This window comes from Ochrobactrum sp. P6BSIII (assembly GCF_014138065.1).
Classification (GTDB): Bacteria; Pseudomonadota; Alphaproteobacteria; order Rhizobiales; family Rhizobiaceae; genus Brucella.
On sequence record NZ_JACGXB010000001.1, the window covers coordinates 410,546 to 434,816 of the forward strand.

The window sequence follows — 24,271 nt, forward strand, 5'->3', positions numbered from 1 at the left end:
CGGCAATATGGCGGAAATGACGTGGAGATGCAAATCCGGGACGTGAAGAACATCCCGGATGAAAAATGGCAAAACAGACAGGGGTTTTATTAGAGGTTACGACCGATCTGGAGGAATTTCTGACGGCGTTCCTGCTTCAGGGTCTCGCCGTCGATATCCTTCATCGAGCGTAACGATGCCGTGATCATGTCGCCCGCTGCATCAATGACGGCTTCCTTGCCGCGATGCGCGCCGCCGAGCGGCTCAGGGATGATGCCGTCGATGACCTTGAGATCGAACAGATCCTGCGCGGTGATGCGCATGTTGGAGGCGGCATCCTTCGCACGGGTGGAATCGTGCCACAGGATCGAGGCAGCGCCTTCCGGCGAGATGACCGAATAGATCGAATGTTCGAGCATATAGACGCGATTGGCGACGGCGATCGCGATTGCACCGCCCGAACCGCCTTCGCCGATGATGATCGAGACCACTGGTACGCGCAGACGCAGGCATTCGGCGGTGGAGCGGGCAATGGCTTCCGCCTGGCCGCGTTCTTCGGCGCTGACGCCCGGATAGGCGCCTGCCGTATCAACCAGCGTGATCAGCGGCAGCTGGAAACGGTCGGCCATTTCCATGATGCGGACGGCCTTGCGGTAGCCTTCCGGGCGGGCCGAGCCGAAATTGTGCTTCAGGCGCGTCTTTGTGTCCGAGCCCTTTTCCTGACCGAGAATGGCAACCGGCTGTCCGTTGAAACGGGCAAAGCCTGCCTGCAACGCCTCGTCATTGGCGAACTGGCGATCACCGGCCAAAGGCGTGAATTCCGTAAACAGCCGGTCGATATATTCGAGGCAATGCGGACGATCCGGGTGACGGGCGATCTGCGCCTTCTGCCAAGGGGTCAGCTTGCGATAGATATCTTTCAGCGCATCAGCCGAACGCTTCTCGAGGCGGCGAATCTCATCGCTCATCTCAACGCTGCCTTGTTCCTGCGCGAGCTTCTTCAGCTCAAGAATCTGGCCTTCGAGATCGGCGACGGGTTTTTCAAAATCGAGATAGTTGTACATCGGGCCTGACTGTTCGTGCGTTTCTAATGAGCTCGCCGCAATTGCGTGCCTGAAGAAGGCTGTTTTACGGCGCTTTACATATTCACTGCGGGCTCAACTTGCAAATTTTGACTTTCTCATAACCGGAGCAGGCTCAATCGGCAAGCGGATGATGCTCACTGACCAGTTTATGCAGCCTTTCCTCAAGCACATGCGTATAAATCTGCGTGGTCGAGATATCTGCGTGGCCGAGCAATTGCTGCACTGTGCGCAAATCAGCGCCATTTTGCAAAAGATGGCTGGCAAAGGCATGGCGCAAGACGTGGGGTGAAATGGCGGCGGCGGAAAGATTGGCGCGGGCGGCAAGCCCTTTCAGCTCGCGGGCAAAAACCTGTCGCGCCAGATGTCCGCTTTCCGAAAATGCCGGAAACAGCCATGGGTTTTCGTCACTGGCGGGCAAGGAATCGCGCAAGGTCAGGAAGGCTTGCAGCGCATCCCGCGCCTTGGGCGACAGGGGCACCATGCGGTCCTTCGAACCTTTGCCGCGCACCAGCAGGAAACGGTGATCGGTGCGGGCAACGCGCACCGGCAGACCCACCAGCTCTGAAACACGCAAGCCTGTCGCATAGAGCGTTTCGATCAGCGCATGAAGCCGCAGTGCCTTGATGCGCTCGCCTTGCTCGGTGGCTTCGCTTGCTTCCAGCGCGGCACGGTCGAGAAGGCGTGTGACCTGATCGACGCTCATGATTTTGGGCAGCGGCTTCTGCTTTTTTGGCGCATCGATGACCCCGGTGGGGTCATCCTGACGATAGCCTTCCGAATAGAGAAACCGAAAGAACTGGCGCAGCGCGGACAGGCGGCGCGCCTGCGATGTCGCGGCAAAACCTTCCGTCGCCATGCCGTCCAGAACCGAGCGGATGTGATCGGCCTGCGCTTCTGCGAGATTGATGCCGCGCTCGCCAAGGGCTTCCGCTGTCATTTGCAGGTCGCGGGCATAGGATTCGAGCGTGTTGCCCGCAGCACCCCGTTCGGCGCTCATCATTTCAAGGAAATTTTCAATGGCCAGAGATGCGCGCATCGTCATTCCTGGGGTTTGGCCTGTGGCTTGGCCTGGGGATCGGTTTGCGTTGAAGGCGTGGTTGTCTCCGCTGCCGGTTCCTCCGTCGAGGCCGTTCCATCAGCCGAAGGCATCGGCGCAATCGGCACAGGCTTCAATTTGGAAGCTGGAATTTCCACCTTCATTTCCTGGGTCTGCGGCGTGACAAAATTCGCAAGCGCATACATCGCAGCATAGGCAATGGCTGCGATCACGACGACGAAAGCGATGAGGCGCGTCAGCGTAGGCATATGTCGTTTATGATGCGGCATTGCGATGAAAGCAAGAATGTCGGTGGCATCGCTGCAAAAAGCCGCCATTCCTGCTTTCAGATTCCATGAAAGCAATTGACGCCGCCCGGTTTTTCATGTGGAACCATCCCAAATGGATGAGGTTGATGAGCAGTATAGAAAAACAAGCCAATCTACATGAGAAGGCGGGGCTCCATGGGCGGGCCGACGCTATCCGTGGTCTGCTCGGTACGAAGGTTCTGGTGCTGGTCGGACTGATGGGCGCTGGCAAGTCTACCATCGGTCGCAAAATGGCTTCGATGCTCGGCCTTCCTTTTCGCGATGCCGATACGGAGATCGAAGCCGTCTCGCGCATGACGATTCCCGAACTGTTCGAAGCCTATGGCGAGGTTGAATTCCGCGATCTCGAACGCCGGGTTATCCTGCGTCTTCTCGATGACGGCCCGATGGTGCTTGCTACCGGCGGCGGCGCATACATGAATGCCGAAACGCGCGCCGCTGTCTCCGCTGCCGGCATTTCCATCTGGCTCAATGCCGATATCGATGTGCTGATGGACAGAGTTTCACGCCGCCAGAACCGGCCGCTTCTTCGCAACAGCGATCCACGCGCCGTCATGCAGAAACTGATGAACGAGCGCTATCCCGTTTATGCGCTCGCCGATCTGCAAATGATGACGCGCGAAGAGAAGAAAGAAATCATCGCCGACGAGTTGATCGAGGTTCTCGCGCAGCATCTGGAAAAACGGCAGTTCGCGGACTGATTGGCCTAAGCGAGGATTGCCTTGCGGAAACCGGACCACCGGAAAATCGACTGGAGAATAAGCATGAATGCGCCTTCGCCCGCACATGACAGTGTCACCGTTCCGGTTTCGCTGGGAGAGCGTTCTTACGATATCCTCATCGGCAAGGGCCTCGTCGACCGTGCAGGGGTGGAAGTTGCCAAGCGGCTGAAGGGCGCGCGCGTTGCCATCGTCACTGATGAAAATGTCGCCAAGGCGCATCTCGAACGGCTGACGGCAAGTTTCAATCAGGCGGGCATAGAAGCGACGCCGGTTGTTGTCGCACCCGGCGAAAAGTCCAAATCCTTCGCGACGCTTGAAACCGTCACCAATGCCATTCTGGCTGCCCGGCTGGAGCGCGGCGATGCGTTGGTGGCGTTTGGCGGCGGCGTGGTGGGCGACCTGTCCGGCTTCGTGGCGGGGATTGTGCGTCGCGGCATGAACTTCATGCAGATGCCGACATCGCTTCTGGCGCAGGTGGATTCGTCGGTTGGCGGCAAGACGGGCATCAACACCGCTTATGGCAAGAACCTCGTTGGCGTCTTCTACCAGCCGCAGCTGGTGCTTGCTGACACGGAAGTGCTGGATACGCTGAGCCCGCGTGAATTCCGGGCCGGTTATGCCGAAGTCGCCAAATATGGACTTATCGACCGCCCGGATTTCTTCGCCTGGCTGGAGAAGAACTGGCAGGAAGTTTTTGCCGGTGGTGCGGCGCGAACCGAAGCGATTGCCGAATCCTGCCGTTCGAAGGCCGCCGTGGTGGCGCGCGACGAGCGCGAAACGGGCGACCGTGCGCTTCTTAATCTCGGCCATACATTCGGCCATGCGCTGGAAACGGCGACGGGCTACGATTCCAGCCGTCTGGTGCACGGTGAGGGCGTGGCCATTGGCATGGCACTGGCGCATCGTTTCTCGGTGAAGATGAATCTGGCTGGCGTGGAAGCGGTGGAGCGGGTCGAGGCGCATCTGAAGGCCGTAGGCCTCCCGACCGCGCTGTCCGACGTTCCGGGCGGCTTGCCGCCTGCTGAAAAGCTGATGGACTACATCGCGCAGGACAAGAAAGTGGCGCGGGGCGCGCTCACCTTCATTCTGACGCATGGTATCGGCCAGTCCTTTATCGCCAAGGATGTGCCGCCTGCTGCCGTGCTGGAGTTTCTGAAGGAACGTCTGGCTACTGCATAATTCTCATAGCGCAACCGGTCGGCGCGGACGGAAAAGGAGATCGATGGGATGGTTTTCGAACTCTGGATCATGTGCGGAATCATCCTGCTTTGTGTCATTCTGTCGGCCTTTTTCTCCGGTTCCGAAACGGCGCTGACCGCCGCATCCCGTGCGCGCATGCACTCGCTGGAAAATCAGGGCGACGAGCGCGCCGAAGTGGTGCAGCAATTGATCGGCAGGCGCGACCGGCTGATCGGTGCGCTGCTGATCGGCAATAATCTCGCCAATATTCTCGCATCCTCGATCGCGACCAGCATTTTCCTCACCTTCTTCGGCGATGCCGGTGTGGCCTATGCCACCATCGCCATGACGGTCATTCTGGTGATCTTCGCGGAAGTGCTGCCGAAATCCTGGGCGATTTCCGCGCCAGATCGCTTTTCGCTGGCGGTGGCCCGCGCCGTTTCCGTGGTGGTCTCGGTGATCGGCCCGATCTCGACGGCGATCAACTGGATTGTGCGTACAATCCTGCGGCTGTTCGGTATCAATCTCGCGGCTGGCCGCTCGATGCTTTCGGCGCATGACGAATTGCGCGGCGCGGTGGAAGTTCTGCATCGCGACGGCTCGGTGATCAAGGAAGACCGCGACCAACTGGGCGGCCTTCTCGATCTTAAGGAGCTGGAAGTCAGCGACGTCATGGTGCACCGCACGGCGATGGGAACCATCAATGCCGATGCGCCAGCCGAGCAGATCGTCGGCGATATTCTGGCGAGCCCGCACACGCGCATGCCGGTCTGGCGCAACGATATCGACAATATCGTCGGCATCATTCACACCAAGGATCTGGTGCGTGCGCTCTATGATGTCGATAATGACTTCAGCCGCATCGACATCATGAAAGTGGCCAGCAAGCCGTGGTTCGTGCCGGACACAACGACCTTGCAGGACCAGCTGAACGCCTTTTTGCGCCGCAAGGCGCATATCGCCATCGTCGTGGACGAATATGGCGATGTGCAGGGTCTGGTGACGCTGGAAGACATTCTGGAAGAAATCGTCGGCGATATTGCCGATGAACACGATATCGATATGCAGGGCGTCCGCCTGCAACCGGACGGTTCGTTCATTGTCGACGGATCACTGCCGATTCGCGATCTCAACCGGGCGCTCGACTGGTCGCTGCCCGATGAGGAAGCAACGACGATTGCCGGGCTGGTCATTCATGAAACCCAGTCTATCCCGGAAGTGAAGCAGGCCTTCACCTTTCACGGCAAGCGGTTCTCCGTGTTGAAAAAGGAGAAAAACCGCCTGACGCGTTTGCGTATCGTAACACTCGATGCCGATGGAAAACCAATCGTCGCCGTTGGCGTTCTGCCGCCGCGTACCTAAATAGGCTGGATCAGCGGCGCGTCGGTTCGCCGGGCGCGGACGGTTCCAGCGCCAATGCATGAACGCCGTTATTCAATTCGTCCTTGAGGACTTCGTTGATGGCGCGATGACGCTGAACGCGACTCAGGCCCGTGAAGGCATCGGAGACGATACGGACGCGAAAATGCGTCTCACCCGAGCCGTCGAAAGCTGCATGATGATCGCTGTCGTGATGATGATGGCCAGCGTGAAGATGGCTTTCATTAATGATTTCAAGCCGTTCTGGCGCAAAAGCTGCTGTAAGCTTTGTTTGCATCACGTCTTGTTTGCTATTGTGAATGGACATTTGGGCTCGTTCTCCCCATATACACGCTGTGCTTCATATAGACTCAAGCCCCGACGGCCCAAGGTGGGGCAAATCCGCACAGGAAACTAATCCGCTTCAAAATTTCGCCCTGTTGAAATGGCTAAAAGCCCAACCGGACGAAATGTCAATTCTTGTTTAGCAACCCCTTAATCCGCATAATTGATTCGATGACCACGAACTCCAAACTTTTCGACAGTATCCGCATTCGCCCGAAGAAGACGCAGCAGGCCAAGTCCAGTGGCCCCTGCTGTCAGTGGGACGGTTGTGACAAGCCTGGCACGCATCGCGCGCCGGTCGGACGCATGCGCGAAGGGGAATATTTCCACTTCTGCATCGATCACGTGCGGGAATATAATAAGAATTTCAACTATTTCTCCGGCCTTGCCGATGGAGATATCGCCAAGTTCCAGAAGGACGCCGTCACCGGCCATCGTCCAACCTGGTCCACGACGGCGAATTCGACGGCGAAGGCGCGCACCTCGCCGGACGTGGCAAAGATGCGCTCCGGATCGGCTTCCTATCACAATCGCATTCGCGATCCGTTCAATTTCGTGAAGGAAGCCAAGGGTCAGGAACCGGGGGCAACAGCCAAGCGCAAGCCGCGCACGCTGGAAATCAAAGCGCTCGCTACACTCGGACTTGAACCAAATTCGACTAGCGATAAGATTAAGGCGCGCTATAAAGAGCTGGTAAAACAGCACCATCCCGATGCGAATGGTGGTGACCGCGGTTCTGAAGAGAGATTCCGCGATGTCATTCAGGCTTACCAATTGCTCAAGCAGGCAGGTTTTTGCTAGAGCATGAGGGGTCGGCCAGTCTTGAACTGGCCGGTTTTCGATTGATTAAGTCGAGCTGTGGCTCAAGCCGCATTTATGCAACGCCAGATGTTGTCATTTGGCTGCAAAATGCTCTGACGGACATTCTCCTGCCGTGCTGCCAAGCGCGGATTCAAGCATGGATGCCCGCAACGAACGACGGAAGGGGCATACCACCGGCTTGCCGGACATCATGCCCCGGATGATACTTGGATGTCGCGGCCGGACAGTCCTGCCGCCCTGGAGGCATGATGAACAAGGTTGAGCGGGATATAGCCAATTTGCCGGATACGATGGTTTCGGTGCGTGAAGTGTTCGGAATTGATTCCGACATGAAAGTACCGGCCTATGCGGCGGGCGACTCCTATGTGCCGGAGCGTGATCCGGATTATCTTTTCGACCGTCAGACGACGCTCGCGATCCTGGCCGGTTTTGCCTATAACCGCCGCGTGATGGTTTCGGGCTATCACGGCACGGGTAAATCGACCCATATCGAACAGGTTGCATCGCGCCTGAACTGGCCTTGCGTCCGCGTCAATCTCGACAGCCATGTCAGCCGTATCGACCTCGTCGGCAAGGATGCCATCGTCGTCAAGGACGGCGTGCAGGTCACGGAATTCAAGGAAGGCATTCTGCCCTGGGCTTACCAGCACAATGTCGCGCTTGTGTTCGACGAATATGATGCCGGTCGTCCGGATGTGATGTTCGTGATCCAGCGCGTGCTGGAAACCTCCGGCCGCCTCACGCTGCTCGACCAGAGCCGCGTTATTCATCCGCACCCGGCTTTCCGTCTGTTCGCGACCGCCAATACGGTGGGCCTCGGCGATACGACCGGTCTTTATCATGGCACGCAGCAGATCAATCAGGCGCAGATGGACCGTTGGTCCATCGTGACGACGCTGAACTATCTGCCGCACGACAACGAAGTGAATATCGTTCTCGCCAAGGCCAAGCAGTTCCAGAATGCGGAAGGCCGCGAGATCGTCAACAAGATGGTTCGCGTTGCCGACATGACCCGTCAGGCTTTCATCAACGGCGATCTTTCGACCGTGATGAGCCCGCGTACGGTCATCACCTGGGCTGAAAATGCGGCGATCTTCGGCAATGATGTCGGTTTTGGCTTCCGCCTGACCTTCCTCAACAAGTGCGATGAACTGGAACGTGCGACGGTGGCTGAGTTCTATCAGCGCGCCTTCGGTACCGAACTGCCGGAATCGGCAGCCAATATCGTTCTGGCCTGATGCTGTTCTCCTGAAAGCGGAGACCGCTTTCAGGGCAAATACAAGCATGAGGAAAATTGACGATACCTGTCGCCGCTATGGCGACAGGGCCTTGATTTGATGGGAAGCAGGATAGGCATATGTCAGGCCAGATGTCAGGAATGGGCGACAATTCGCGTGAGCGCAAGCCGGGGCCAGTGGACTCCGAGCCGTTCAAGCGCGCGGTAACAGCTTGCATGCGCGCCATTTCCGGCGAAAACGAGCTGGAAGTGGCGTTCAGCAATGATCGCCCCGCTCTGACGGCCAATCGCGCCCGACTGCCCGATCTGCCGAAGCGCCCGACCGCGCATGATATTGCGGTTACGCGTGGCCTTGGCGACTCGATGGCGCTGCGTCAGGCGCGCCACAATCCCCGCATTCATGCGCAGCTCGCGCCGGAAGGCAAACAGGCGCGCGCCATTTATGACGCCGTCGAGCAGGCTCGTGTCGAGGCAATCGGCGCGCGCGCCATGGCTGGCGTTGCCGATAATCTGGCGACCATGCTGGCAGACAAATATGCCAAGGCGAATTTCTCGGCTGTTACTGACAAGGAAGATGCGCCGCTTGAGGAAGCGGTGTCGCTGCTCTTGCGCGAAAAACTGACCGGACGGGCAGCACCTGCTGAAGCCGGTCAGGTGCTGGAGCTGTGGCGCGATTGGATCGAGGAGAAGGCTGGCGGCGATCTGGCGCGTCTGGGTGAAAACCTCGATGATCAGCAGGCTTTTGCACGCACTGTGCGCGATATGCTCGCATCCATGGATATGGCTGAAGAGCTGTCGCAGGAAGAGCCGAGCGACGATCAGGAACAGAACGAAGAACAGACGCCCGATTCCGACGAGAACGAGGAAGGCGGCGACGAGAGCCAGGAAGGCTCCGATTCCGCTGAAAGCGAAGAATCCGACAGCTCGAGCGAAGAAGGCGAGCAGGGCGAGATGGATGCTGCCGACGCATCCGCCGACGATATGGATGACAGCGAGGATATCGACGCGGAAACGCCGGGTGATACGCGCCGTCCCAATCAGCCTTTCGGCAATTTTGCCGAACAGATCGACTACAAGGTTTTCACACGCGAATTCGATGAAGAGGTCGAGGCGACCGATCTTTGCGACGAGGCCGAGCTGGACCGTCTGCGCGGCTTCCTCGACAAGCAGCTTGCCAATTTGCAGGGCGTGGTCGGCCGTCTGGCCAATCGTCTCCAGCGCCGCCTAATGGCGCAGCAGAGCCGTTCCTGGGATTTCGATCTGGAAGAAGGCTATCTCGACTCGGCACGTCTCGTGCGTATTGTGATCGATCCGACCCAGCCTCTGTCTTACAAGATGGAACGCGACACGGATTTCCGCGATACGGTCGTGACGCTGGTTCTGGATAACTCCGGCTCCATGCGTGGTCGTCCGATCACGGTTGCGGCCACCTGCGCCGATATTCTTGCCCGCACGCTGGAGCGTTGCGGCGTGAAGGTCGAGATCCTCGGTTTCACAACCAAGGCCTGGAAGGGCGGTCAGTCGCGCGAGGCGTGGCTGTCGCGTGGCAAGCCAGCCAATCCGGGTCGTCTCAACGATCTGCGCCACATCGTCTATAAGAGCGCTGACGCGCCATGGCGTCGTGCACGGCGCAATCTTGGCCTGATGATGCGTGAAGGCCTCCTCAAGGAAAATATCGATGGTGAGGCGCTGATCTGGGCGCATCAGCGCCTGTTGGGCCGTCCCGAGCAGCGCAAGATCCTGATGATGATCTCCGATGGTGCGCCGGTCGACGATTCGACGCTGTCGGTCAATCCGGGCAACTATCTGGAACGCCATCTGCGCGCAGTGATTGAAGAGATCGAAACGCGTTCGCCAGTCGAGCTGATCGCTATCGGTATCGGCCATGACGTGACACGCTATTACCGTCGCGCCGTGACGATTGTCGATGCGGAAGAGCTGGCAGGCGCCATGACCGAGCAGCTTGCATCCCTGTTCGAGGAACAGGGCGCGGCAGCAGCCGGTAACGGCAAACGCCGGGCTGGCGGAAGACGCTAGAGCGGTTCCGGTTAAAACGGAATCGTGGAACCGCTCTATCTATTTGTTTCGACGCATTACCCGACGCAAAACCGCTTCGCACTTTTGCTGGAAATGCTCTAAAATAAAAGGGGCTCATGAGCCCCTTTTTTATGCCTTTTCTACAGTCGCTCGACCCGATGAATAAAGCGACGGGGCGAAAATGGCGAGGATCGCGCCATAGGGAATCAGCATCAGCGTTCCCATGATGACCTTCACGAAGAAATCGCCGAAGGCGAGCGATGCCCAGAGCGGCACGCCAAGGCCGAGGAACGAGGCCGGTTCCGTCAGTGACGAATCAGGCATTCCCGTCAGCCTATCGATCCATGCGAATTGCGCGGCAAAAGCGATCGAGAAGAACAGGATCGTATCCAGCACCGAGCCGAACATGGCGGCGGCAAAGGGCGCCTTCCACCAGGTCTTGCGACGCAGGCGGTCGAAGACGGTGATGTCCATCAGCTGTGCCAGCAGAAAGGCCGAGCCCGAAGCGATGGCGATACGTGGCGTTGCGAGCCAGATCGACATCACGACACCGAGCACAAAACCGGCATAGACGACCTTGCGCGCGGCGGCGGGGCCAAAGCGACGATTCGTCAGGTCATTGACCAGAAAGGCGACCGGATAGGTGAAGGCGCCATAGGTCAGCACTTCGCCAAGGCCGAAATGCTGGAAAGGATACTGAACCAGAATATTCGATGCGGCGACCGCAACGCACATGGCCAGTACAGCCGGCAAAAGCCGGGAAAATGCAGGATTCTCAATAGGCATTTTTTTATCCTGGGTGATGGAACCAGCAAAAAAGGCCGACAAAATGTCAGCCTTTTTTGTCAAATCTTCAAGACTGTAATCTTACAACACATAGATCCGAAAAACATTCGGGATATGTGTTGCGTTCTGTCTGAAGCAAAATCCAATTTGAAAGGCTAACTGGCCTTTCAGGATTATTGCTTAGGCAGCAACAGCTTCAGCCTGCTTCTTCGCGATCTGGCGCTTCAGAAGACGAGCGCGCTGCGACAGTTCCTTGTCGTCAGACTTGACGAGGAAAGCGTCGAGGCCGCCGCGATGTTCAACCGAACGCAGAGCGTTGGCGGAAACGCGCAGACGATAGCTCTGGCCGAGTGCTTCAGAGATCAGCGTAACGTTGCAGAGGTTCGGCAGAAAGCGGCGACGCGTCTTGTTGTTCGCGTGGCTGACATTGTTGCCGTACTGGACCGACTTGCCGGTCAATTCACAAGCGCGGGACATTTTGGTCTCACCTTCAATTTTGTTTTCTCAGGCCCCGACCCGAATGTCCGAATTCAAGCATTCAAAGCAACTTAATGCTGCTGGCGCGCGATTTCGGACAGGCGGCCTATTGGGAAAGTCGCGTTTCTATAGTGACAGGAGCGCTGGCAGTCAAGTGAGATTCCGCCGCGAAGCCGTAACAGCGCGGTTTTACGGCATTCAGATCGCCTTCACGAAACGATACGATCATAACTTCGCCGGTTTTGCCTGTTGCACAGATACTGTATCGAAGAATCTCTCGCAACTTTTTGACAGCTCAATGTGGTTGAAAACCATAGGCCGCCACTTCCGGGCCGGGACGCAGAAAGGAACGCCGAATATGATCGAGCCGCCACTTTTATTGAAACCTGTACGGAATCGGCTGAAAAGGCTTGTTCTGTTGTCATGCGCAGGTTTCGTGCTGAGCGCAGGGGTAGCACAGGCGGACGATCTTTACAGAACCGATTACGAGATATCGATTTTCGGCCTTTCCATCGCGCGCGCCGCCACCGAGACAACGGTTAGCGGTTCCCGATATAATCTGAACGGCAATTTCAAGACTTCCGGCCTCGCGCGGGTCTTCGATGACACCGCCGGAACCGTGCATGTCACCGGAAATGCGGTCAAAGGGAAGGTGATTCCGAGCACCTTCGATCTCAATTACAAGCATGGACGGAAAAACAAGCGCACGACCATTCGATTTGCCAATGGCAATGTCGTGGCTGCGGAAAACCAGCCGCCAGTGAAAAAGCGCGATCCATGGGTAGAGACTTCACCGCAGGATCTGCTCAATGTCAGCGATGCGCTGAGCGCTTTGATGATTCCCGCTACCGATCCGGGTTCGGTCTGCAATCGCACGCTGAGCGTGTTTGACGGTCAGACGCGGGCCGATATCAAGCTTTCCTTCAACGGCACCGAATCGTTCACCGCTGATGGCTTTACTGGCGAGTCGGTCATCTGCTCGGCCAAGTTCATTCCGATTTCCGGCTATCAGAAGGGCAAGAAGTCGATCGACTATCTGGCCAATAAGAGCCGGATCAGCGTTTCCTTCGCCTCATTGGGCAATTCGGGCATCTATGCGCCAGTCGTGGCGCGAATCGGTACGCAAATCGGAACGCTGAAGATTTCCGCCTCGCGCTTCGAGAAGGTGAATTAGCGCCTCAGTGCGCCGGATGCAGGCACTCGTCGTGATTGCCCAGAATTTCGATGACCCTGCATTGGTCGATGCGGCCATGCGCGGTGCATTCCAGCATCCGTTGCAGTTCCGTTTTCAGGGACAGAAGCTTGGCGATACGATGCTCGACCTCAATAAGCCGGGCGCGGGCAATGGCGTCGGCCGTGGCGCATGACTGATCCGGATTGTCCTGCAAGTCGAGCAATGTGCGAATTGAATCCACCTCGAATCCCAGATCGCGCGCGTGGCGGATGAACAATAGCCGCTCAACATCGCTCTTGTCATAAAGGCGGCGATTGCCCTCCGTGCGCGGCGGCACCGGCAGCAGACCGATCTGCTCATAATAGCGAATTGTCGGCACTTTGACGCCGCTGGCCTTGGAGGCTTCGCCGATGGGAAGGTTGGTTGTCATTTTCCTCTTGCTCCTCTAGTCGCTAGAGGATGTAGACCTCGTTCAGGACAATTCAAGAGTGCTCCGAAAGGGCAGGTCATGAATAAGGCAATAAACCAGATTCGTTTTCGCGTGGACGGCATGGATTGTGCATCCTGCGCGACCAAGATTGATACCGCCATACGCCGCGTGCCGGGCGTGGAGGACGTCTCCGTTTCGGTGACGGCTGGTACGATGACTGTACTGCATGATGGCAGCAGCGATCCGGACAGCATGGAAAAGAAGGTGCGTAGCCTTGGCTATGGCGTCGAACGACTGATCGTTGAAAAGCGCGCAGCAGCGCCCAAGGCTGATGCGCATGTGCATGCGCATGACCATGGGAGCTGTGACGGTCATGATCATAATCACGACCATTCTGGGCACGACCACTCCGGACACGACCATTCCACTCATGATCACGATCATTCCGGGCACGATCATGCGCATGAACAAGCCCAGGAAAAGGTGATAGCGGCATCGTCCAGCAGCTTCCGTTTTCAGGTGGCGGGCATGGATTGCGCTTCCTGCGCTGCGAAGATCGACACGGCGGTACGGCGTGTTGCAGGCGTCAGCGATGTGTCTGTTTCCGTGACCAACGGGACCATGACCGTCAATCATGACGGCTCCGCAAACAGCGACGAAATCGCCGGAAAGGTCACAGGGCTAGGTTATAAAACCGCGCTCGCCGCAGCTCCATCCGTAGATGCGCCGAAGGCCAGTGCACCATCCAAGCCTCTGCCATGGTGGCGGACGGACAAGGGCCGCACGATGCTTGTCTGTGGCGGCGGTCTGGTTGCGGCCTATGTGATCGGTCATCTTTATCCGCCGGTCGCTCTGTGGGCCTTTACAGCGGCGATGCTGATCGGTCTCGTGCCTATTGCCAAGCGCGCCTATATGGCTGCGATCAATGGTACGCCGTTCTCTATCGAAATGCTGATGACGATTGCCGCCATTGGCGCGGTCTTCATTGGTGCGACCGAGGAAGCGGCGGCGGTCGTGTTCCTGTTCCTCGTTGGCGAATTGCTGGAAGGTGTCGCGGCGGGCAAGGCTCGGGCCAGCATCCAGTCGCTGACTGCCCTTGTCCCGAAGACCGCCTTTCTGGAGCGCAATGGCACGACCACGGAAGTTGCCGCCGACAGCCTTGCTGTGGGCGATATCATTTCCGTGCGACCCGGCGACCGCATGCCAGCGGATGGTGAAATTCTGTCCGGCGAAAGCGCTATCGATGAAGCGCCGGTTACCGGTGAAAGCACGCCGGTTGGCAAGGGCGCGGGCGACACCGTTTTCGCGGGCACGATCAATGGCGATGGTCTGCTGCGTGTGAAAGTTACGGCAGAGGCGCAGGACAATACCATTGCGCGCGTCGTGCGACTGGTGGAGGAAGCCCAGGAAGCCAAGGCCCCGACCGAACGCTTCATCAACCGCTTCTCGACCTGGTATACGCCCGGCGTGGTGGTGGTTACCGCACTCGTGGCTGTTCTGCCGCCTTTGGTGGCGGGAGCTGAATGGGGTGAGTGGATATATAAGGGCCTTGCGATCTTGCTGATCGGTTGCCCCTGCGCGCTGGTCATTTCCACACCGGCGGCAATCGCTGCGGCCTTGTCGTCGGGCGCCCGGCGCGGCCTTCTCATGAAGGGCGGCGCGGTGCTTGAAACCATCGGCAAGATCACCGCCGCCTGCTTCGACAAGACCGGCACGCTGACCGAAGGCAAGCCGAAGGTTACGGATGTTCTTGCCGGTGTTCTGCCGGAGGACGAGGTGTTGCGCCTTGCGGCATCACTCGATGCTGGCTCAAGCCATCCGCTAGCGCTGGCCATCGTGTCGGCTGCGGAAGAGCGTGGGTTAAAGCTTTCTGCCGTTGCACAGGGCAAAGCGCATGGCGGCAAGGGTGTTTCCGGTGTTGCGGACGGGACCGAACTGTTTCTCGGGTCGCGAAAGGCTGCAAACGACGTGGCAGCTGTTTCTGACGAACTGGCCGCACGCATCGCCGCCTGCAATGACGATGGCAAGACGGTTTCGGTGCTGGTCGCTGGCGGCAAGATCGCTGGTGCCATCGCCATGCGTGACGAACCGCGCGCCGACGCTATTGCGGGTCTCAAGGCGCTGAAAGAAGCCGGTATTCGCACGGTTATGCTGACGGGCGATAATCGCCGCACAGCGGAAGCCATCGGGCGCGATCTGGGCATTGATGTTCGTGCTGAATTGTTGCCCGAAGACAAGCAGCGCATTGTCGGCGAATTGCGGGGTGAGGGGCAGGTCGTTGCCAAGGTTGGCGACGGTATCAACGATGCGCCCGCTCTTGCCGCCGCCGATGTTGGCATTGCGATGGGTGGCGGCACCGATGTGGCGCTGGAAACAGCGGATGCAGCGGTACTGCATGGTCGGGTCAGCGATGTGGTGGCGATGGTCGATCTGTCGAAGCGCACCATGCGTAATATTCATCAGAATATCACCATTGCGCTCGGTTTGAAGGCTGTCTTCCTGGTTACCACCGTGCTGGGCATAACCGGGCTGTGGCCCGCCATTCTGGCTGATACCGGCGCAACCGTGCTGGTGACGATCAATGCGCTGCGGTTGTTGAGACAGAAAGTCTAACCGGCTCTCGCCCTCATCCTGAGGAGGTGCGCAGCACCGTCTCGAAGGATCGTCCTTCGTGACGCCGTTTTCAACGGCTCCTCAGGATGAGGAGCGGAAGCACCGGTCAGGATGAGGGGTGGGCGCTGGGTGAAGAGGAGAACTATTCGCCGATCAGATCGCGGATGCGGTCACCATATTGCTTGCCGAAGGCGACGTGTTCGGGATTGATCCCCTTCACTTCATCGACAAGCTGGTCTTCTTCTTCCGCATCGACGGCGGCCAGAGCGCTCATCATGGCGAAATAGGCGAGAAGATAATCGCGCGGCGCAATGTTCTGCGCTTTCATCAGTTCCACGACCTGCGGGCGCGATTCGATGCTTTTCACCATGGAATCCATCGAGGGCTGCGCATCCTGTCCCTCTTCCGAGGTAGGCGAAAGCTGCATCCGTTCCAGTTCGCCATGAATCTTCTCCATGCGCGTCAACAGGTCTTCGGTCAGCTTGAAATTGTTGATTTCGGCTGGTGTTTCCGGCGGTGTGGCGATCGACAGAATGTCTTCCGCATGCGCCATTCCGGCAGAGGCAGGCAGGACAACAAGCGACAGGCCGAGCAAGGCGGCGCGGTTCAGGCTTTTGAAGCGGGAAAAGGTCATCGTCGTCTATCCTAAAAGCATAATCCCGAAAAGTTGCAGACTTTTCGGACAAGATTATGCGTGAAACAATTGTCTCGAGCGGTCGCCACAGGCGACGGCTCTAAAACATGTCTTTGCGCTTGCGAATCTCTGCAAACACGGCTTCGTCGGGCGCATCCTGCATGCCAAGGCGGGCACGAATACGGCTGTCATGCCAGCGCAGGAAAGGATTGGTGGCCATTTCGAGACTAATGCTCGACGGCAGGGTCATCTTGTCGGCAGCGCGCAGCCGTCCGATCTCCAGCGCCCGTTCTTTCAGCGCGGAATTATCCGGATCGATGGTCAGCGCAAAGCGTGCATTGCTTTCGGTATATTCATGGCCGCAATAGATGGCGGTATCGCCGGGCAGGGCGACCAGCTTTTGCAGCGACTGAAACATCGTCGCGGGCGTTCCCTCAAAAAGCCGTCCGCAGCCGAGTGCAAACAGCGTATCGCCGGTGAAAACCGCCTTGACGTCCGGGATGTAATAGGAAATCTCGCCCGCTGTGTGGCCTGGCGTTGCGATGACCCTGACCTTGAAAAGCCCGAAGGTGAATTCGTCGCCGTCGCGAACCGTGCGGTCGATGCCGGGGATTTTGCTCTCTTCGGCTTCGGGGCCGATAATGCTGAGGCCAAATTTCTTTTTCAGCGCGGCATTGCCCTCGACATGGTCGAGGTGATGATGGGTGGTGAAAATGAAATCCAGCGTCCAGCCGCGCCGCTCAAGAGCTGCTTCTATGGCGTGGGCATCCGGCGCATCGATGGCCGCAGTCAGCGCGCTGACCGGATCGTGGATCAGGACGCCATAATTGTCACTGCGGCAGATGAATTGTTCGATATCCAGCTGTTGTGCGATGTCGACCATGCCGCGATTCCCTCAATGCCTGCCGCTCGTTCATTTTCCGTGCATGATCTTTTCGGGATCATGCACCTATGATGCGGGCTTATTGTCCTCTGTCAATGAATGCTTCTGGATAAGCGGCATTTGTAAAAGCGTGAAGACAACTGTGATGGGCATGATGCCCCAGACCTTGAACGAAACCCACGCATCGGTGGAGAAATTGCGCCAGACAACTTCGTTGGCGACGGCCAGAAAGATGAAGAACAGGCCCCAGCGGAAGGTGAGCTTTTTCCAGCCCTCGGCATCGAGCCGGAAGGCCGAATCAAACACATAGCCCAGAAGCGATTTTCCGAAGAACAATCCGCCAAGGAGAATCGCCCCGAACAGCGTGTTAACGATCGTGGGCTTCATCTTGATGAAGGTGTCGTTATGCAGCCAGAGCGTCAGCGCGCCGAACACCAGAACCACGATGCCGGAAATGAGCGGCATGATGGGCAGCGTGCGCGTCAATGCCCACGAAATGCCAAGTGCGATCACCGTCGCGACCATGAAAAGGGCGGTGGCCAGAAAGATCGGCTCGCCGATGGAGGCGAGCACCGGAAAATGCTCGATCAGCGTTTCGCCGCGCGCATTGGCGAAAAAGAACACCAGAAGCGGCCCCAGCTCCAGCACCAGCTTGAGCAGCGGCTGCACTTCCTTGCGCTCGACTTCGCTCTTCTGCGACGGATCGCGTTCGAAGACGGGGTGCTCCATCAGGCAACTCCTGCAATGGCGCGGGCAAATTCATTGGCCGCAAATGGTTCGAGGTCATCGACACCTTCGCCGACACCGATGAAATAGACCGGCAGCTTGTGCTTGGCCGAGATGGCAACAAGAATGCCGCCCCGTGCCGTGCCGTCAAGCTTGGTCATGACCAGCCCGTTCACACCAGCGATATTCTTGAAGATTTCGACCTGATTGAGTGCGTTCTGACCGGTCGTGGCGTCGAGCGTCTGCAGCACCGTGTGCGGTGCTTCCGGGTCGTGCTTGCCGAGCACGCGCACGATCTTGGCAAGTTCATCCATCAGCTCGGCCTTGTTCTGCAAGCGTCCGGCTGTATCGATGATGAGCACGTCGCTGCCTGCGTCCCGGGCTTTTTCCCAGGCGTCATAGGCAAGACCGGCCGCATCAGCACCGAGTTTGGAAGAGACAACGGGTGCGCCTGTGCGCTCACCCCAGATATGAAGCTGTTCGATCGCCGCCGCACGGAAAGTATCGCCTGCCGCCAGCATGACCTTGAGGCCGCCCGCCGTCAGCTTTGCTGCGAGCTTGCCGATGGTCGTGGTCTTGCCAGTGCCGTTGACGCCGACAACCAGAATGACATGCGGCTTGTGGGACAGGTCGAGTTCTAGCGGCTTGGCGACAGGGCCGAGCACTTTTTCGATTTCCGTGCTCATGATCGAGCGCACTTCATCGCTCGAAACATCCTTGCCATAGCGCCCGGAGGCCAGCGCATCGGTAACGCGCATTGCGGTTTCAAGGCCGAGATCGGCCTGGATCAGTACATCTTCCAGATCCTGAAGCGTGTCTTCGTCCAGCTTGCGCTTGGTGAAAATGCCGCCGATGGATTCGCTGAGCGAAGAGGATGAACGCGACAGACCGCGCCGCAAACGCTCGAACCACGACAGTTTCGGCTCGGCCACAGGGGCGGCAGGCGCTTCTTCCGCCTGTTCCTCGACTGCCTTGGAAACCTTGACCTTTTTCGGCTTGGCGGGCGCAGGTTCTGGTGCTGCTTCCGCCACCGGCTCCGCTGCAACGGGCGCAGGTGTTTCGACAGGCTTCGGCTCTTCAGGCTTTTCCGGTTCGGGTGCAAGTGCAGGAGCCGGTTCTGGCTCAGGCTCTGCTTCGGGTTCCGGCGTGGCCTCGGGCTGGGGTTCTGGCTCAATAAATGGCGGTTCGATTACAGCCGGTTCCATGACTGGTGGCTGTTCGATTGGAATTTCGATTTCCGCGACAGGATGTTCCGGCTCAGGCTGCGCTTCGACAACGTCCTCGACCGCAGGCTCCGGCGCCTTTTCGGCAGGCGTTTCGACAGGTTCAACAACCGGTTCCGGCGCGGTGCGGGCCGCGGGTTCTTCAGCAACCGGAGCTTCCGGCTCGGATGGTGCCTCTACGGCTGCTTCTTCCGGTATTTCAGCCGGTTTCGGCGCTTCCAGTGTTGCGGGCGCTTCCGGTTCTGGCGTTTGCGTGGCTTCGGTGATTGTGTCGGGCGCCGGTTGGTCGACCGGTCTTTCCTCGACCTCCTTCTTGCCGAAGGAGAACATTCTCTTGATGAAACCGATTGCCATGGATTCCGATGCCTTGTTTATGCAGCTGATGGTCAGGCGGCGCGGGTGAGAAGTTTCTCACCGTCGTGGCCCGTCACCATACGTTCGATAATTTGACCCGGAGCGGCAGCTTCCGCGCCGCCTTCGACGGCTGCGAGCGTAAAGCCTTCCGTGCGGGCAATGCCTTCCTTCTCGATCAGCAGACGCTGGGTCGTGCCGGTGAGCGAGGCAAGATGTTTCTCATAGGCCTTGTCGCCTTCAGCGCGCAACCGGGCGGCGCGCTCCTTGACGATTTCGCGCCGCACCTGCGGCATGCGCGCGGCAGGCGTGCCTTCGCGCGCGCTATATGGGAAGACGTGCAGATGGGTCAGGCCGCATTCCTCGACGATCTTCATCGAGTTCTGGAACATGTCCTCGGTTTCGGTTGGAAAGCCGGTGATGATATCCGCGCCGAACACGATATCGGGACGCAGCGAACGCACCGTTTCACAGAAACGAATGGAATCGTCGCGCAGATGGCGGCGTTTCATACGCTTCAGGATCATGTCGTCACCTGCTTGCAAGGACAGGTGCAGATGCGGCATCAGCCGCTTTTCATTGGCAATGGCGTCCATCAGGTCGTCATCCGCCTCGATGGAATCGATGGATGAGAGACGCAGGCGCTGAAGGTCCGGCACCTGATTGAGAACCGTCTTGACCAGTTTGCCGAGACGCAGGCTTCCCGGAAGGTCGGGACCGTAGGAAGTCATGTCCACGCCGGTCAGCACCACTTCGGCATAACCGTTGCCAACAAGGCGCTTCACCTGTTCCACCACCGCGCCCATCGGCACCGAGCGGGAATTGCCGCGACCATAGGGGATGATGCAGAACGTGCAGCGATGGTCGCAACCATTCTGGACCTGCACGAAGGCGCGTGCGCGGCCTTCGATGGCGTCGACCATGTGGCTCGCGGTTTCGCGCACTTCCATAATGTCGTTGACGCGCACCTTCTCAAACTGGTTCACGCCGAAATCGGGCAACATGCGATAGGAGTTGGATTTCAGCTTTTCCTCATTGCCAAGCACGAGGTCCACTTCATCCATGGAGGCAAAATTGTCTGCTTCGGTTTGTGCAGCGCAGCCGGTTACGATGATGCGGGCTTCCGGATTTTCGCGGCGCGCCTTGCGGATGGCCTGACGGGCCTGTCGCACGGCTTCCGATGTCACGGCGCAGGTGTTGAAGATGATCGCGCCATCCTTCAACTGTCCAAGACCGGCAGCGTCGGCTTCGCGCTTCATCACCTCGGACTCATAGGTGTTGAGACGACATCCGAATGTTACGACTTCCACGCTCATCAGGCAGCACCCTTGTCCGCAGACGTGCTCGCCGTCGAGCCGCTTTCAAGGTCGCGGCTCCAGTCGCCGCTTGCCGGATCGAATGTGCCGGAAAATTCCCACTCAGCCGGGCCGGTCATCATGACATGATCGTCGTCACGCCATTCAATTAGCAAAGGGCCGCCCGGAACATTGACCGTCACCTTGCGGCCGGTATGGCGCGTGCGTGCGCCGGAAACAGCCGCGGCGCAGGCGGCAGAACCGCAGGCGCGGGTCAGCCCGGCGCCGCGTTCCCAGGTGCGCAGGTCCATCGTTTCCGGTGATGTGACGCGGGCAATCGAGATATTGGCGCGTTCCGGGAAAATCGGATGGTTTTCCAGAAGCGGGCCGAACTTTTCCAGTTCGTAGGACCACACATCGCGGTCCACCCAGAAGATCGCATGCGGATTGCCCATCGAGGCGACCGAAGGCGAATGCAGCACTGGCGCATCGATAGGGCCAACCTGAAGCTCGATCATGCGCGTGTCTTGAAATTCTTCGGCAAGCGGAATTTCCTGCCAGCCGAAACGCGGCTTGCCCATATCGACGGAAATCAGTCCGTCATCATGTTCTTTGGCGGTCAAAATTCCCGCGCGGGTCTCGAAGGTGAAGGCGCGCTTGCCGGTCTCGGCAGCCAGCGCCTGCACCACGCAGCGCGTGCCATTACCGCAGGCCTGCGCTTCCGTGCCGTCGCAATTGATGATCGATATATAATTGTCTGTGCCTGGCGTGCGCGGATCATGAATGGCCATGATCTGGTCGAAGGCCGTTTCGCTCGCACCGGCAAGATGAATGGCGGCGTCAGGCGTGATGCGGTCTGCGCGACCGCGCATATCGGCAACGATGATCTGATTGCCGAGCCCGTTCATCTTGGCGAAGGCTGCCCTGGTGGCCATAGCTGTCGTGGTTCCGTTCTGCCTGCGGCTGCGTTGATGCAGCCGAAAGGTTCGTTCAATGGGTTATCTGGCGTCTATATGGCGGAAAACCCGGCAAATTGCCAGTGCCAGCAATATATCTAACATTGCTATCAGCTCATATGGCCGGTTGCGCGGTTCCGTTTCGAGCCATGCACCCAAAAAACTGTGGCCTTCCTGTCCCAGTCCCAAAATTTATGAGCAATTTCAAACCCGGATTGATCACTCCTGCGCAAATTGCCGGGTGATGGTGTTGATTTTTTAACCATATAGCCATTTTATCGCGCCAATATTGGTGTGATAGCTGGGTTTCGCGTGAGCGTGGTTTGCGCCGCTATCCCAAGACCTCGACCGAAATGGAGAACCTGATGGGAATTTCGAAAGCAAGTTTGCTGAGCCTGGCAGCGGCTGGCATCGTATTGGCCGGCTGTCAGAGCTCCCGGATGGGCAACGACCTCGGGCCTGTTTCCCCGCCGCCTCCGCCAGCACCCTTGCAGGCCGCGCCGCAGGGTTCTGTGCAGAAGGGCAATCTCAATTCGCCGGATGGATCGCAGTTCCCGACCGCTCCAACCACCAATCCCGGCATGCAGCCGGGCAATACGCAGGTTGCAAGCCTGCCGCCCGCATCGGCGCCCGATCTGACGCCGGGTAGCGTCGCAGGCGTCTGGAACGCCTCGCTTGGCGGCCAGAGCTGTAAGGTTGCCACGCCGCAGACCAAATATGGTCAGGGTTTCCGCGCAGGTCCGCTGCGTTGCCCGGGCGAACTGGCAAACCTCGCTTCCTGGGCCGTCAACGGCAAGCAGCTTGTGCTTTACGATGGATCGGGCGGCACGGTCGCTTCGCTCTATTCGTCCGGTCAGGGCCGTTTCGACGGTCAGACCACGGGCGGTCAGGCCCTGTCACTTTCGCGTTAATCTGAGATTGGCGCGCTGATTTAAACGTGGCGCGCTGATATAAAGCCGAAACAATCGATCGCGGCGGGGCGTCTCCGGACTGCTCCGCCGAATTTTAAGTAGAGGTTTCACGGAACCTGTCATGTCCTTTGATGGTAATCTGAAAGCGTTTCCCTCCGTTCGCGAGCATTACGATGCACTGGTCGTATCCGGCGAAGTGGAGGCCGATCCCGCGCAGCTCGACCTGACCAGCCGTTATGACCGGCTGATCGAGGAGATTTGCACCAAGCGGCTTTCGCGCAAGTCCAGCGCGCTTGGCTGGCTTTTCGGCAAGCGCAAGCAGGCGCAGGAAATCGTCAAGGGGCTTTATGTCCATGGCGAAGTCGGCCGCGGCAAGACCATGCTGATGGACATGTTCTTTTCGCTCCTGCCCGTCGAACGCAAACGCCGTGCCCATTTCAATGATTTTATGGCCGATGTGCATGATCGTATCAATGCGCATCGTCAGGCCTTGAAGCGTGGCGAGACCAAGCAGGACGACCCGATCCCGCCGGTTGCCGATGCGCTGAGCGCACAGGCATGGGTGCTGTGTTTCGACGAATTCACGGTAACGGATATTGCCGATGCGATGATCCTGTCGCGCCTCTTCAGCGCGCTGTTTGCACGCGGCGTCGTGCTGATCGCCACGTCGAATGTCGCGCCGAACAATCTCTATCGCGACGGCCTGAACCGCCAGCTGTTCCTGCCCTTTGTCGATATTCTCAAGAAGCATGTCGACGTGATCAATCTCGATTCGCGCACCGACTATCGTCTGGAAAAGCTGGACCGCCAGCCGGTCTATCTCTCCCCGCTGGGTGGCGAGACGGCGAAGCGGATGGATGCCGCCTGGACTGCGCAGAAGAACGGCGTGGAAGAAAAGCCGGACGTCATTCGCATCAAGGGGCGTGATGTCGAGGTGCCGCATTCCGTTCCAGGTGCTGCGCGTTTCAGTTTCGAAGAACTGTGCAGCCGCCCGCTCGGGGCTGCGGACTATCTGGCCATTGTTGGCCGCTATTCCACTCTGTTTATCGACAATGTGCCGATGCTCGATCTTTCGCGGCGCAACGAAGCCAAGCGCTTTATCCTGCTGGTGGACGTTCTATACGACCATCATGCCCGCGTGTTTATTACGGCGGAAGCGCAGCCGGAAAAGCTCTATGTTGCGAAAAGCGGCACCGAGGCATTCGAATTCGACCGCACCGCATCACGTCTCTTCGAAATGCAGAGCGCCGAATATCTGTCGCAGATACCGGAGAGGGCCGACTGAATTCGGTGCTTTTCTCCGATCGGTTTGATCTTGAAGACGGCTCACCGATTCTGCGAGCCGTCTCTGGCTACAAATGTCTAGCCATATCATCTGATTGCCACAGACTGGACTTATATCCTCAATCGGCTATCGTGCCCGCGCAAATTCAGCGCCCCGGCCCCGAAACGCGAAAGCGAGTTTTTGGAAAGCAGGGTGTGTAGGTTCAGATAGTTAGAGCGACCTGATACGTTCGGAAGGACGTATCTGCTCTAGGATTGTTGCTCCCGGCATTCGCATGCGGGATGCGGCAATGACCGATCGGATTGGCGGCTTGCCTATCGCATCACCGGCAGGGTGATGACGGGCGAGACAGAGGGGAATTGCCATTATTTCGCCCAATTATCTTACGTTTACGTAA

General features: G+C 58.3%; 23 protein-coding genes. 10 read left to right on the forward strand and 13 right to left on the reverse strand.

Features of this window, described 5'->3' with window-relative positions; translation table 11 throughout:
- Positions 1–89 precede the first annotated feature (89 nt).
- From FHW00_RS01860 to FHW00_RS01870, 3 genes are all read right to left on the reverse strand, one after another.
- Positions 90–1,043: an acetyl-CoA carboxylase carboxyltransferase subunit alpha gene (locus tag FHW00_RS01860; protein WP_078337594.1), complete on the reverse strand. Its 954-nt coding sequence runs from the start codon at positions 1,041–1,043 to the stop codon at positions 90–92.
- A 133-nt stretch (positions 1,044–1,176) separates the two neighbouring features.
- On the reverse strand, positions 1,177–2,100 hold the full coding sequence (gene xerD, locus FHW00_RS01865) for a site-specific tyrosine recombinase XerD (RefSeq protein WP_078337593.1): 924 nt from the start codon (positions 2,098–2,100) through the stop codon (positions 1,177–1,179).
- A gap of 2 nt (positions 2,101–2,102) precedes the next feature.
- Positions 2,103–2,438: a hypothetical protein gene (locus FHW00_RS01870; protein ID WP_078337592.1), complete on the reverse strand. Its 336-nt coding sequence runs from the start codon at positions 2,436–2,438 to the stop codon at positions 2,103–2,105.
- A gap of 77 nt (positions 2,439–2,515) precedes the next feature.
- On the opposite strand from FHW00_RS01870, the gene FHW00_RS01875 reads away from it, so the two are divergent.
- The 3 genes from FHW00_RS01875 (at position 2,516) to FHW00_RS01885 (ending at position 5,692) form a co-directional block, all read left to right on the forward strand.
- Entirely contained in the window at positions 2,516–3,130 is a 615-nt protein-coding gene (locus FHW00_RS01875; protein WP_078337591.1) for a shikimate kinase, read from the forward strand.
- A 63-nt stretch (positions 3,131–3,193) separates the two neighbouring features.
- The gene (gene aroB, locus FHW00_RS01880) at positions 3,194–4,330 is read left to right on the forward strand and encodes a 3-dehydroquinate synthase (protein ID WP_078337590.1); all 1,137 of its coding nucleotides are present in this window, start codon (positions 3,194–3,196) and stop codon (positions 4,328–4,330) included.
- Positions 4,331–4,378: 48 nt separating this feature from the next.
- Complete coding sequence (locus tag FHW00_RS01885) at positions 4,379–5,692, forward strand: HlyC/CorC family transporter (RefSeq protein ID WP_078337589.1); 1,314 nt, start codon at positions 4,379–4,381, stop codon at positions 5,690–5,692.
- Positions 5,693–5,702: 10 nt separating this feature from the next.
- On the opposite strand, the gene FHW00_RS01890 is transcribed toward FHW00_RS01885, so the two are convergent.
- On the reverse strand, positions 5,703–6,017 hold the full coding sequence (locus FHW00_RS01890; RefSeq protein WP_078337588.1) for a BolA family protein: 315 nt from the start codon (positions 6,015–6,017) through the stop codon (positions 5,703–5,705).
- A gap of 188 nt (positions 6,018–6,205) precedes the next feature.
- Between FHW00_RS01890 and FHW00_RS01895 the strand changes: the two genes are divergently transcribed.
- The 3 genes from FHW00_RS01895 to cobT all read left to right on the forward strand — a co-directional run bounded on the left by FHW00_RS01895 (position 6,206) and on the right by cobT (position 10,130).
- Positions 6,206–6,835, forward strand: a complete 630-nt coding sequence (locus FHW00_RS01895; RefSeq protein WP_078337587.1) for a J domain-containing protein — start codon at positions 6,206–6,208, stop codon at positions 6,833–6,835.
- Positions 6,836–7,104: 269 nt separating this feature from the next.
- Positions 7,105–8,094, forward strand: a complete 990-nt coding sequence (cobS, locus tag FHW00_RS01900) for a cobaltochelatase subunit CobS (RefSeq protein WP_078337586.1) — start codon at positions 7,105–7,107, stop codon at positions 8,092–8,094.
- Positions 8,095–8,213: 119 nt separating this feature from the next.
- Positions 8,214–10,130: a cobaltochelatase subunit CobT gene (gene cobT / locus FHW00_RS01905; protein WP_182514633.1), complete on the forward strand. Its 1,917-nt coding sequence runs from the start codon at positions 8,214–8,216 to the stop codon at positions 10,128–10,130.
- A 129-nt stretch (positions 10,131–10,259) separates the two neighbouring features.
- Here cobT and FHW00_RS01910 read toward each other — a convergent pair whose 3' ends face one another.
- Together FHW00_RS01910 and rpmB are read right to left on the reverse strand one after the other, a co-directional pair.
- Positions 10,260–10,916 (reverse strand): queuosine precursor transporter, encoded by a 657-nt coding sequence (locus FHW00_RS01910; RefSeq protein ID WP_078337813.1) that lies wholly within the window; start codon positions 10,914–10,916, stop codon positions 10,260–10,262.
- A 180-nt stretch (positions 10,917–11,096) separates the two neighbouring features.
- Positions 11,097–11,393: a 50S ribosomal protein L28 gene (rpmB, locus tag FHW00_RS01915; protein WP_078337585.1), complete on the reverse strand. Its 297-nt coding sequence runs from the start codon at positions 11,391–11,393 to the stop codon at positions 11,097–11,099.
- A gap of 358 nt (positions 11,394–11,751) precedes the next feature.
- Between rpmB and FHW00_RS01920 the strand changes: the two genes are divergently transcribed.
- Positions 11,752–12,567 (forward strand): DUF3108 domain-containing protein, encoded by an 816-nt coding sequence (locus tag FHW00_RS01920; protein ID WP_078337584.1) that lies wholly within the window; start codon positions 11,752–11,754, stop codon positions 12,565–12,567.
- Positions 12,568–12,571: 4 nt separating this feature from the next.
- Here FHW00_RS01920 and FHW00_RS01925 read toward each other — a convergent pair whose 3' ends face one another.
- A complete protein-coding gene (locus FHW00_RS01925) occupies positions 12,572–12,997 on the reverse strand; it encodes a MerR family transcriptional regulator (RefSeq protein WP_078337583.1) in 426 nt (141 codons plus the stop codon).
- Positions 12,998–13,075: 78 nt separating this feature from the next.
- Between FHW00_RS01925 and FHW00_RS01930 the strand changes: the two genes are divergently transcribed.
- The gene (locus FHW00_RS01930) at positions 13,076–15,610 is read left to right on the forward strand and encodes a heavy metal translocating P-type ATPase (RefSeq protein ID WP_078337582.1); all 2,535 of its coding nucleotides are present in this window, start codon (positions 13,076–13,078) and stop codon (positions 15,608–15,610) included.
- 142 nt (positions 15,611–15,752) lie between these two features.
- Here the strand turns inward: FHW00_RS01930 and FHW00_RS01935 are convergent, their stop codons facing one another.
- From FHW00_RS01935 to dapF, 6 genes are all read right to left on the reverse strand, one after another.
- Positions 15,753–16,244, reverse strand: coding sequence for a hypothetical protein (locus FHW00_RS01935; protein ID WP_078337581.1), 492 nt, complete (start codon positions 16,242–16,244; stop codon positions 15,753–15,755).
- A 100-nt stretch (positions 16,245–16,344) separates the two neighbouring features.
- Entirely contained in the window at positions 16,345–17,127 is a 783-nt protein-coding gene (gene gloB, locus FHW00_RS01940) for a hydroxyacylglutathione hydrolase (RefSeq protein WP_078337580.1), read from the reverse strand.
- Between the two features lie 66 nt (positions 17,128–17,193).
- Entirely contained in the window at positions 17,194–17,856 is a 663-nt protein-coding gene (locus tag FHW00_RS01945; RefSeq protein WP_078337579.1) for a septation protein A, read from the reverse strand.
- Positions 17,856–19,430, reverse strand: a complete 1,575-nt coding sequence (gene ftsY, locus FHW00_RS01950; RefSeq protein WP_078337578.1) for a signal recognition particle-docking protein FtsY — start codon at positions 19,428–19,430, stop codon at positions 17,856–17,858. Before ftsY ends, FHW00_RS01945 begins: the two co-directional genes overlap by 1 nt.
- A gap of 32 nt (positions 19,431–19,462) precedes the next feature.
- Complete coding sequence (mtaB, locus tag FHW00_RS01955; RefSeq protein WP_078337577.1) at positions 19,463–20,743, reverse strand: tRNA (N(6)-L-threonylcarbamoyladenosine(37)-C(2))-methylthiotransferase MtaB; 1,281 nt, start codon at positions 20,741–20,743, stop codon at positions 19,463–19,465.
- Positions 20,743–21,657 (reverse strand): diaminopimelate epimerase, encoded by a 915-nt coding sequence (gene dapF / locus FHW00_RS01960; protein ID WP_078337576.1) that lies wholly within the window; start codon positions 21,655–21,657, stop codon positions 20,743–20,745. The genes mtaB and dapF overlap by 1 nt, the downstream gene beginning before the upstream one ends.
- A gap of 386 nt (positions 21,658–22,043) precedes the next feature.
- Here dapF and FHW00_RS01965 point away from each other — a divergent pair, with 386 nt between their 5' ends.
- Positions 22,044–22,589 (forward strand): protease inhibitor Inh/omp19 family protein, encoded by a 546-nt coding sequence (locus tag FHW00_RS01965; protein ID WP_078337575.1) that lies wholly within the window; start codon positions 22,044–22,046, stop codon positions 22,587–22,589.
- Between the two features lie 121 nt (positions 22,590–22,710).
- Positions 22,711–23,874: a cell division protein ZapE gene (gene zapE / locus FHW00_RS01970; RefSeq protein ID WP_078337574.1), complete on the forward strand. Its 1,164-nt coding sequence runs from the start codon at positions 22,711–22,713 to the stop codon at positions 23,872–23,874.
- Positions 23,875–24,271 lie beyond the last annotated feature (397 nt).

Excerpts from the sequence above, each read along its gene's own strand:
- FHW00_RS01860 (WP_078337594.1), bottom strand. The coding sequence starts at position 1,043 with ATGTACAACTATCTCGATTTTGAAAAACCCGTCGCCGATCTCGAAGGC.
- xerD (WP_078337593.1), bottom strand. The coding sequence starts at position 2,100 with ATGCGCGCATCTCTGGCCATTGAAAATTTCCTTGAAATGATGAGCGCC.
- FHW00_RS01870 (WP_078337592.1), bottom strand. The coding sequence starts at position 2,438 with ATGGCGGCTTTTTGCAGCGATGCCACCGACATTCTTGCTTTCATCGCA.
- FHW00_RS01875 (WP_078337591.1), top strand. The coding sequence starts at position 2,516 with ATGAGCAGTATAGAAAAACAAGCCAATCTACATGAGAAGGCGGGGCTC.
- aroB (WP_078337590.1), top strand. The coding sequence starts at position 3,194 with ATGAATGCGCCTTCGCCCGCACATGACAGTGTCACCGTTCCGGTTTCG.
- FHW00_RS01885 (WP_078337589.1), top strand. The coding sequence starts at position 4,379 with ATGGTTTTCGAACTCTGGATCATGTGCGGAATCATCCTGCTTTGTGTC.
- FHW00_RS01890 (WP_078337588.1), bottom strand. The coding sequence starts at position 6,017 with ATGTCCATTCACAATAGCAAACAAGACGTGATGCAAACAAAGCTTACA.
- FHW00_RS01895 (WP_078337587.1), top strand. The coding sequence starts at position 6,206 with ATGACCACGAACTCCAAACTTTTCGACAGTATCCGCATTCGCCCGAAG.
- cobS (WP_078337586.1), top strand. The coding sequence starts at position 7,105 with ATGAACAAGGTTGAGCGGGATATAGCCAATTTGCCGGATACGATGGTT.
- cobT (WP_182514633.1), top strand. The coding sequence starts at position 8,214 with ATGTCAGGCCAGATGTCAGGAATGGGCGACAATTCGCGTGAGCGCAAG.
- FHW00_RS01910 (WP_078337813.1), bottom strand. The coding sequence starts at position 10,916 with ATGCCTATTGAGAATCCTGCATTTTCCCGGCTTTTGCCGGCTGTACTG.
- rpmB (WP_078337585.1), bottom strand. The coding sequence starts at position 11,393 with ATGTCCCGCGCTTGTGAATTGACCGGCAAGTCGGTCCAGTACGGCAAC.
- FHW00_RS01920 (WP_078337584.1), top strand. The coding sequence starts at position 11,752 with ATGATCGAGCCGCCACTTTTATTGAAACCTGTACGGAATCGGCTGAAA.
- FHW00_RS01925 (WP_078337583.1), bottom strand. The coding sequence starts at position 12,997 with ATGACAACCAACCTTCCCATCGGCGAAGCCTCCAAGGCCAGCGGCGTC.
- FHW00_RS01930 (WP_078337582.1), top strand. The coding sequence starts at position 13,076 with ATGAATAAGGCAATAAACCAGATTCGTTTTCGCGTGGACGGCATGGAT.
- FHW00_RS01935 (WP_078337581.1), bottom strand. The coding sequence starts at position 16,244 with ATGACCTTTTCCCGCTTCAAAAGCCTGAACCGCGCCGCCTTGCTCGGC.
- gloB (WP_078337580.1), bottom strand. The coding sequence starts at position 17,127 with ATGGTCGACATCGCACAACAGCTGGATATCGAACAATTCATCTGCCGC.
- FHW00_RS01945 (WP_078337579.1), bottom strand. The coding sequence starts at position 17,856 with ATGGAGCACCCCGTCTTCGAACGCGATCCGTCGCAGAAGAGCGAAGTC.
- ftsY (WP_078337578.1), bottom strand. The coding sequence starts at position 19,430 with ATGGCAATCGGTTTCATCAAGAGAATGTTCTCCTTCGGCAAGAAGGAG.
- mtaB (WP_078337577.1), bottom strand. The coding sequence starts at position 20,743 with ATGAGCGTGGAAGTCGTAACATTCGGATGTCGTCTCAACACCTATGAG.
- dapF (WP_078337576.1), bottom strand. The coding sequence starts at position 21,657 with ATGGCCACCAGGGCAGCCTTCGCCAAGATGAACGGGCTCGGCAATCAG.
- FHW00_RS01965 (WP_078337575.1), top strand. The coding sequence starts at position 22,044 with ATGGGAATTTCGAAAGCAAGTTTGCTGAGCCTGGCAGCGGCTGGCATC.
- zapE (WP_078337574.1), top strand. The coding sequence starts at position 22,711 with ATGTCCTTTGATGGTAATCTGAAAGCGTTTCCCTCCGTTCGCGAGCAT.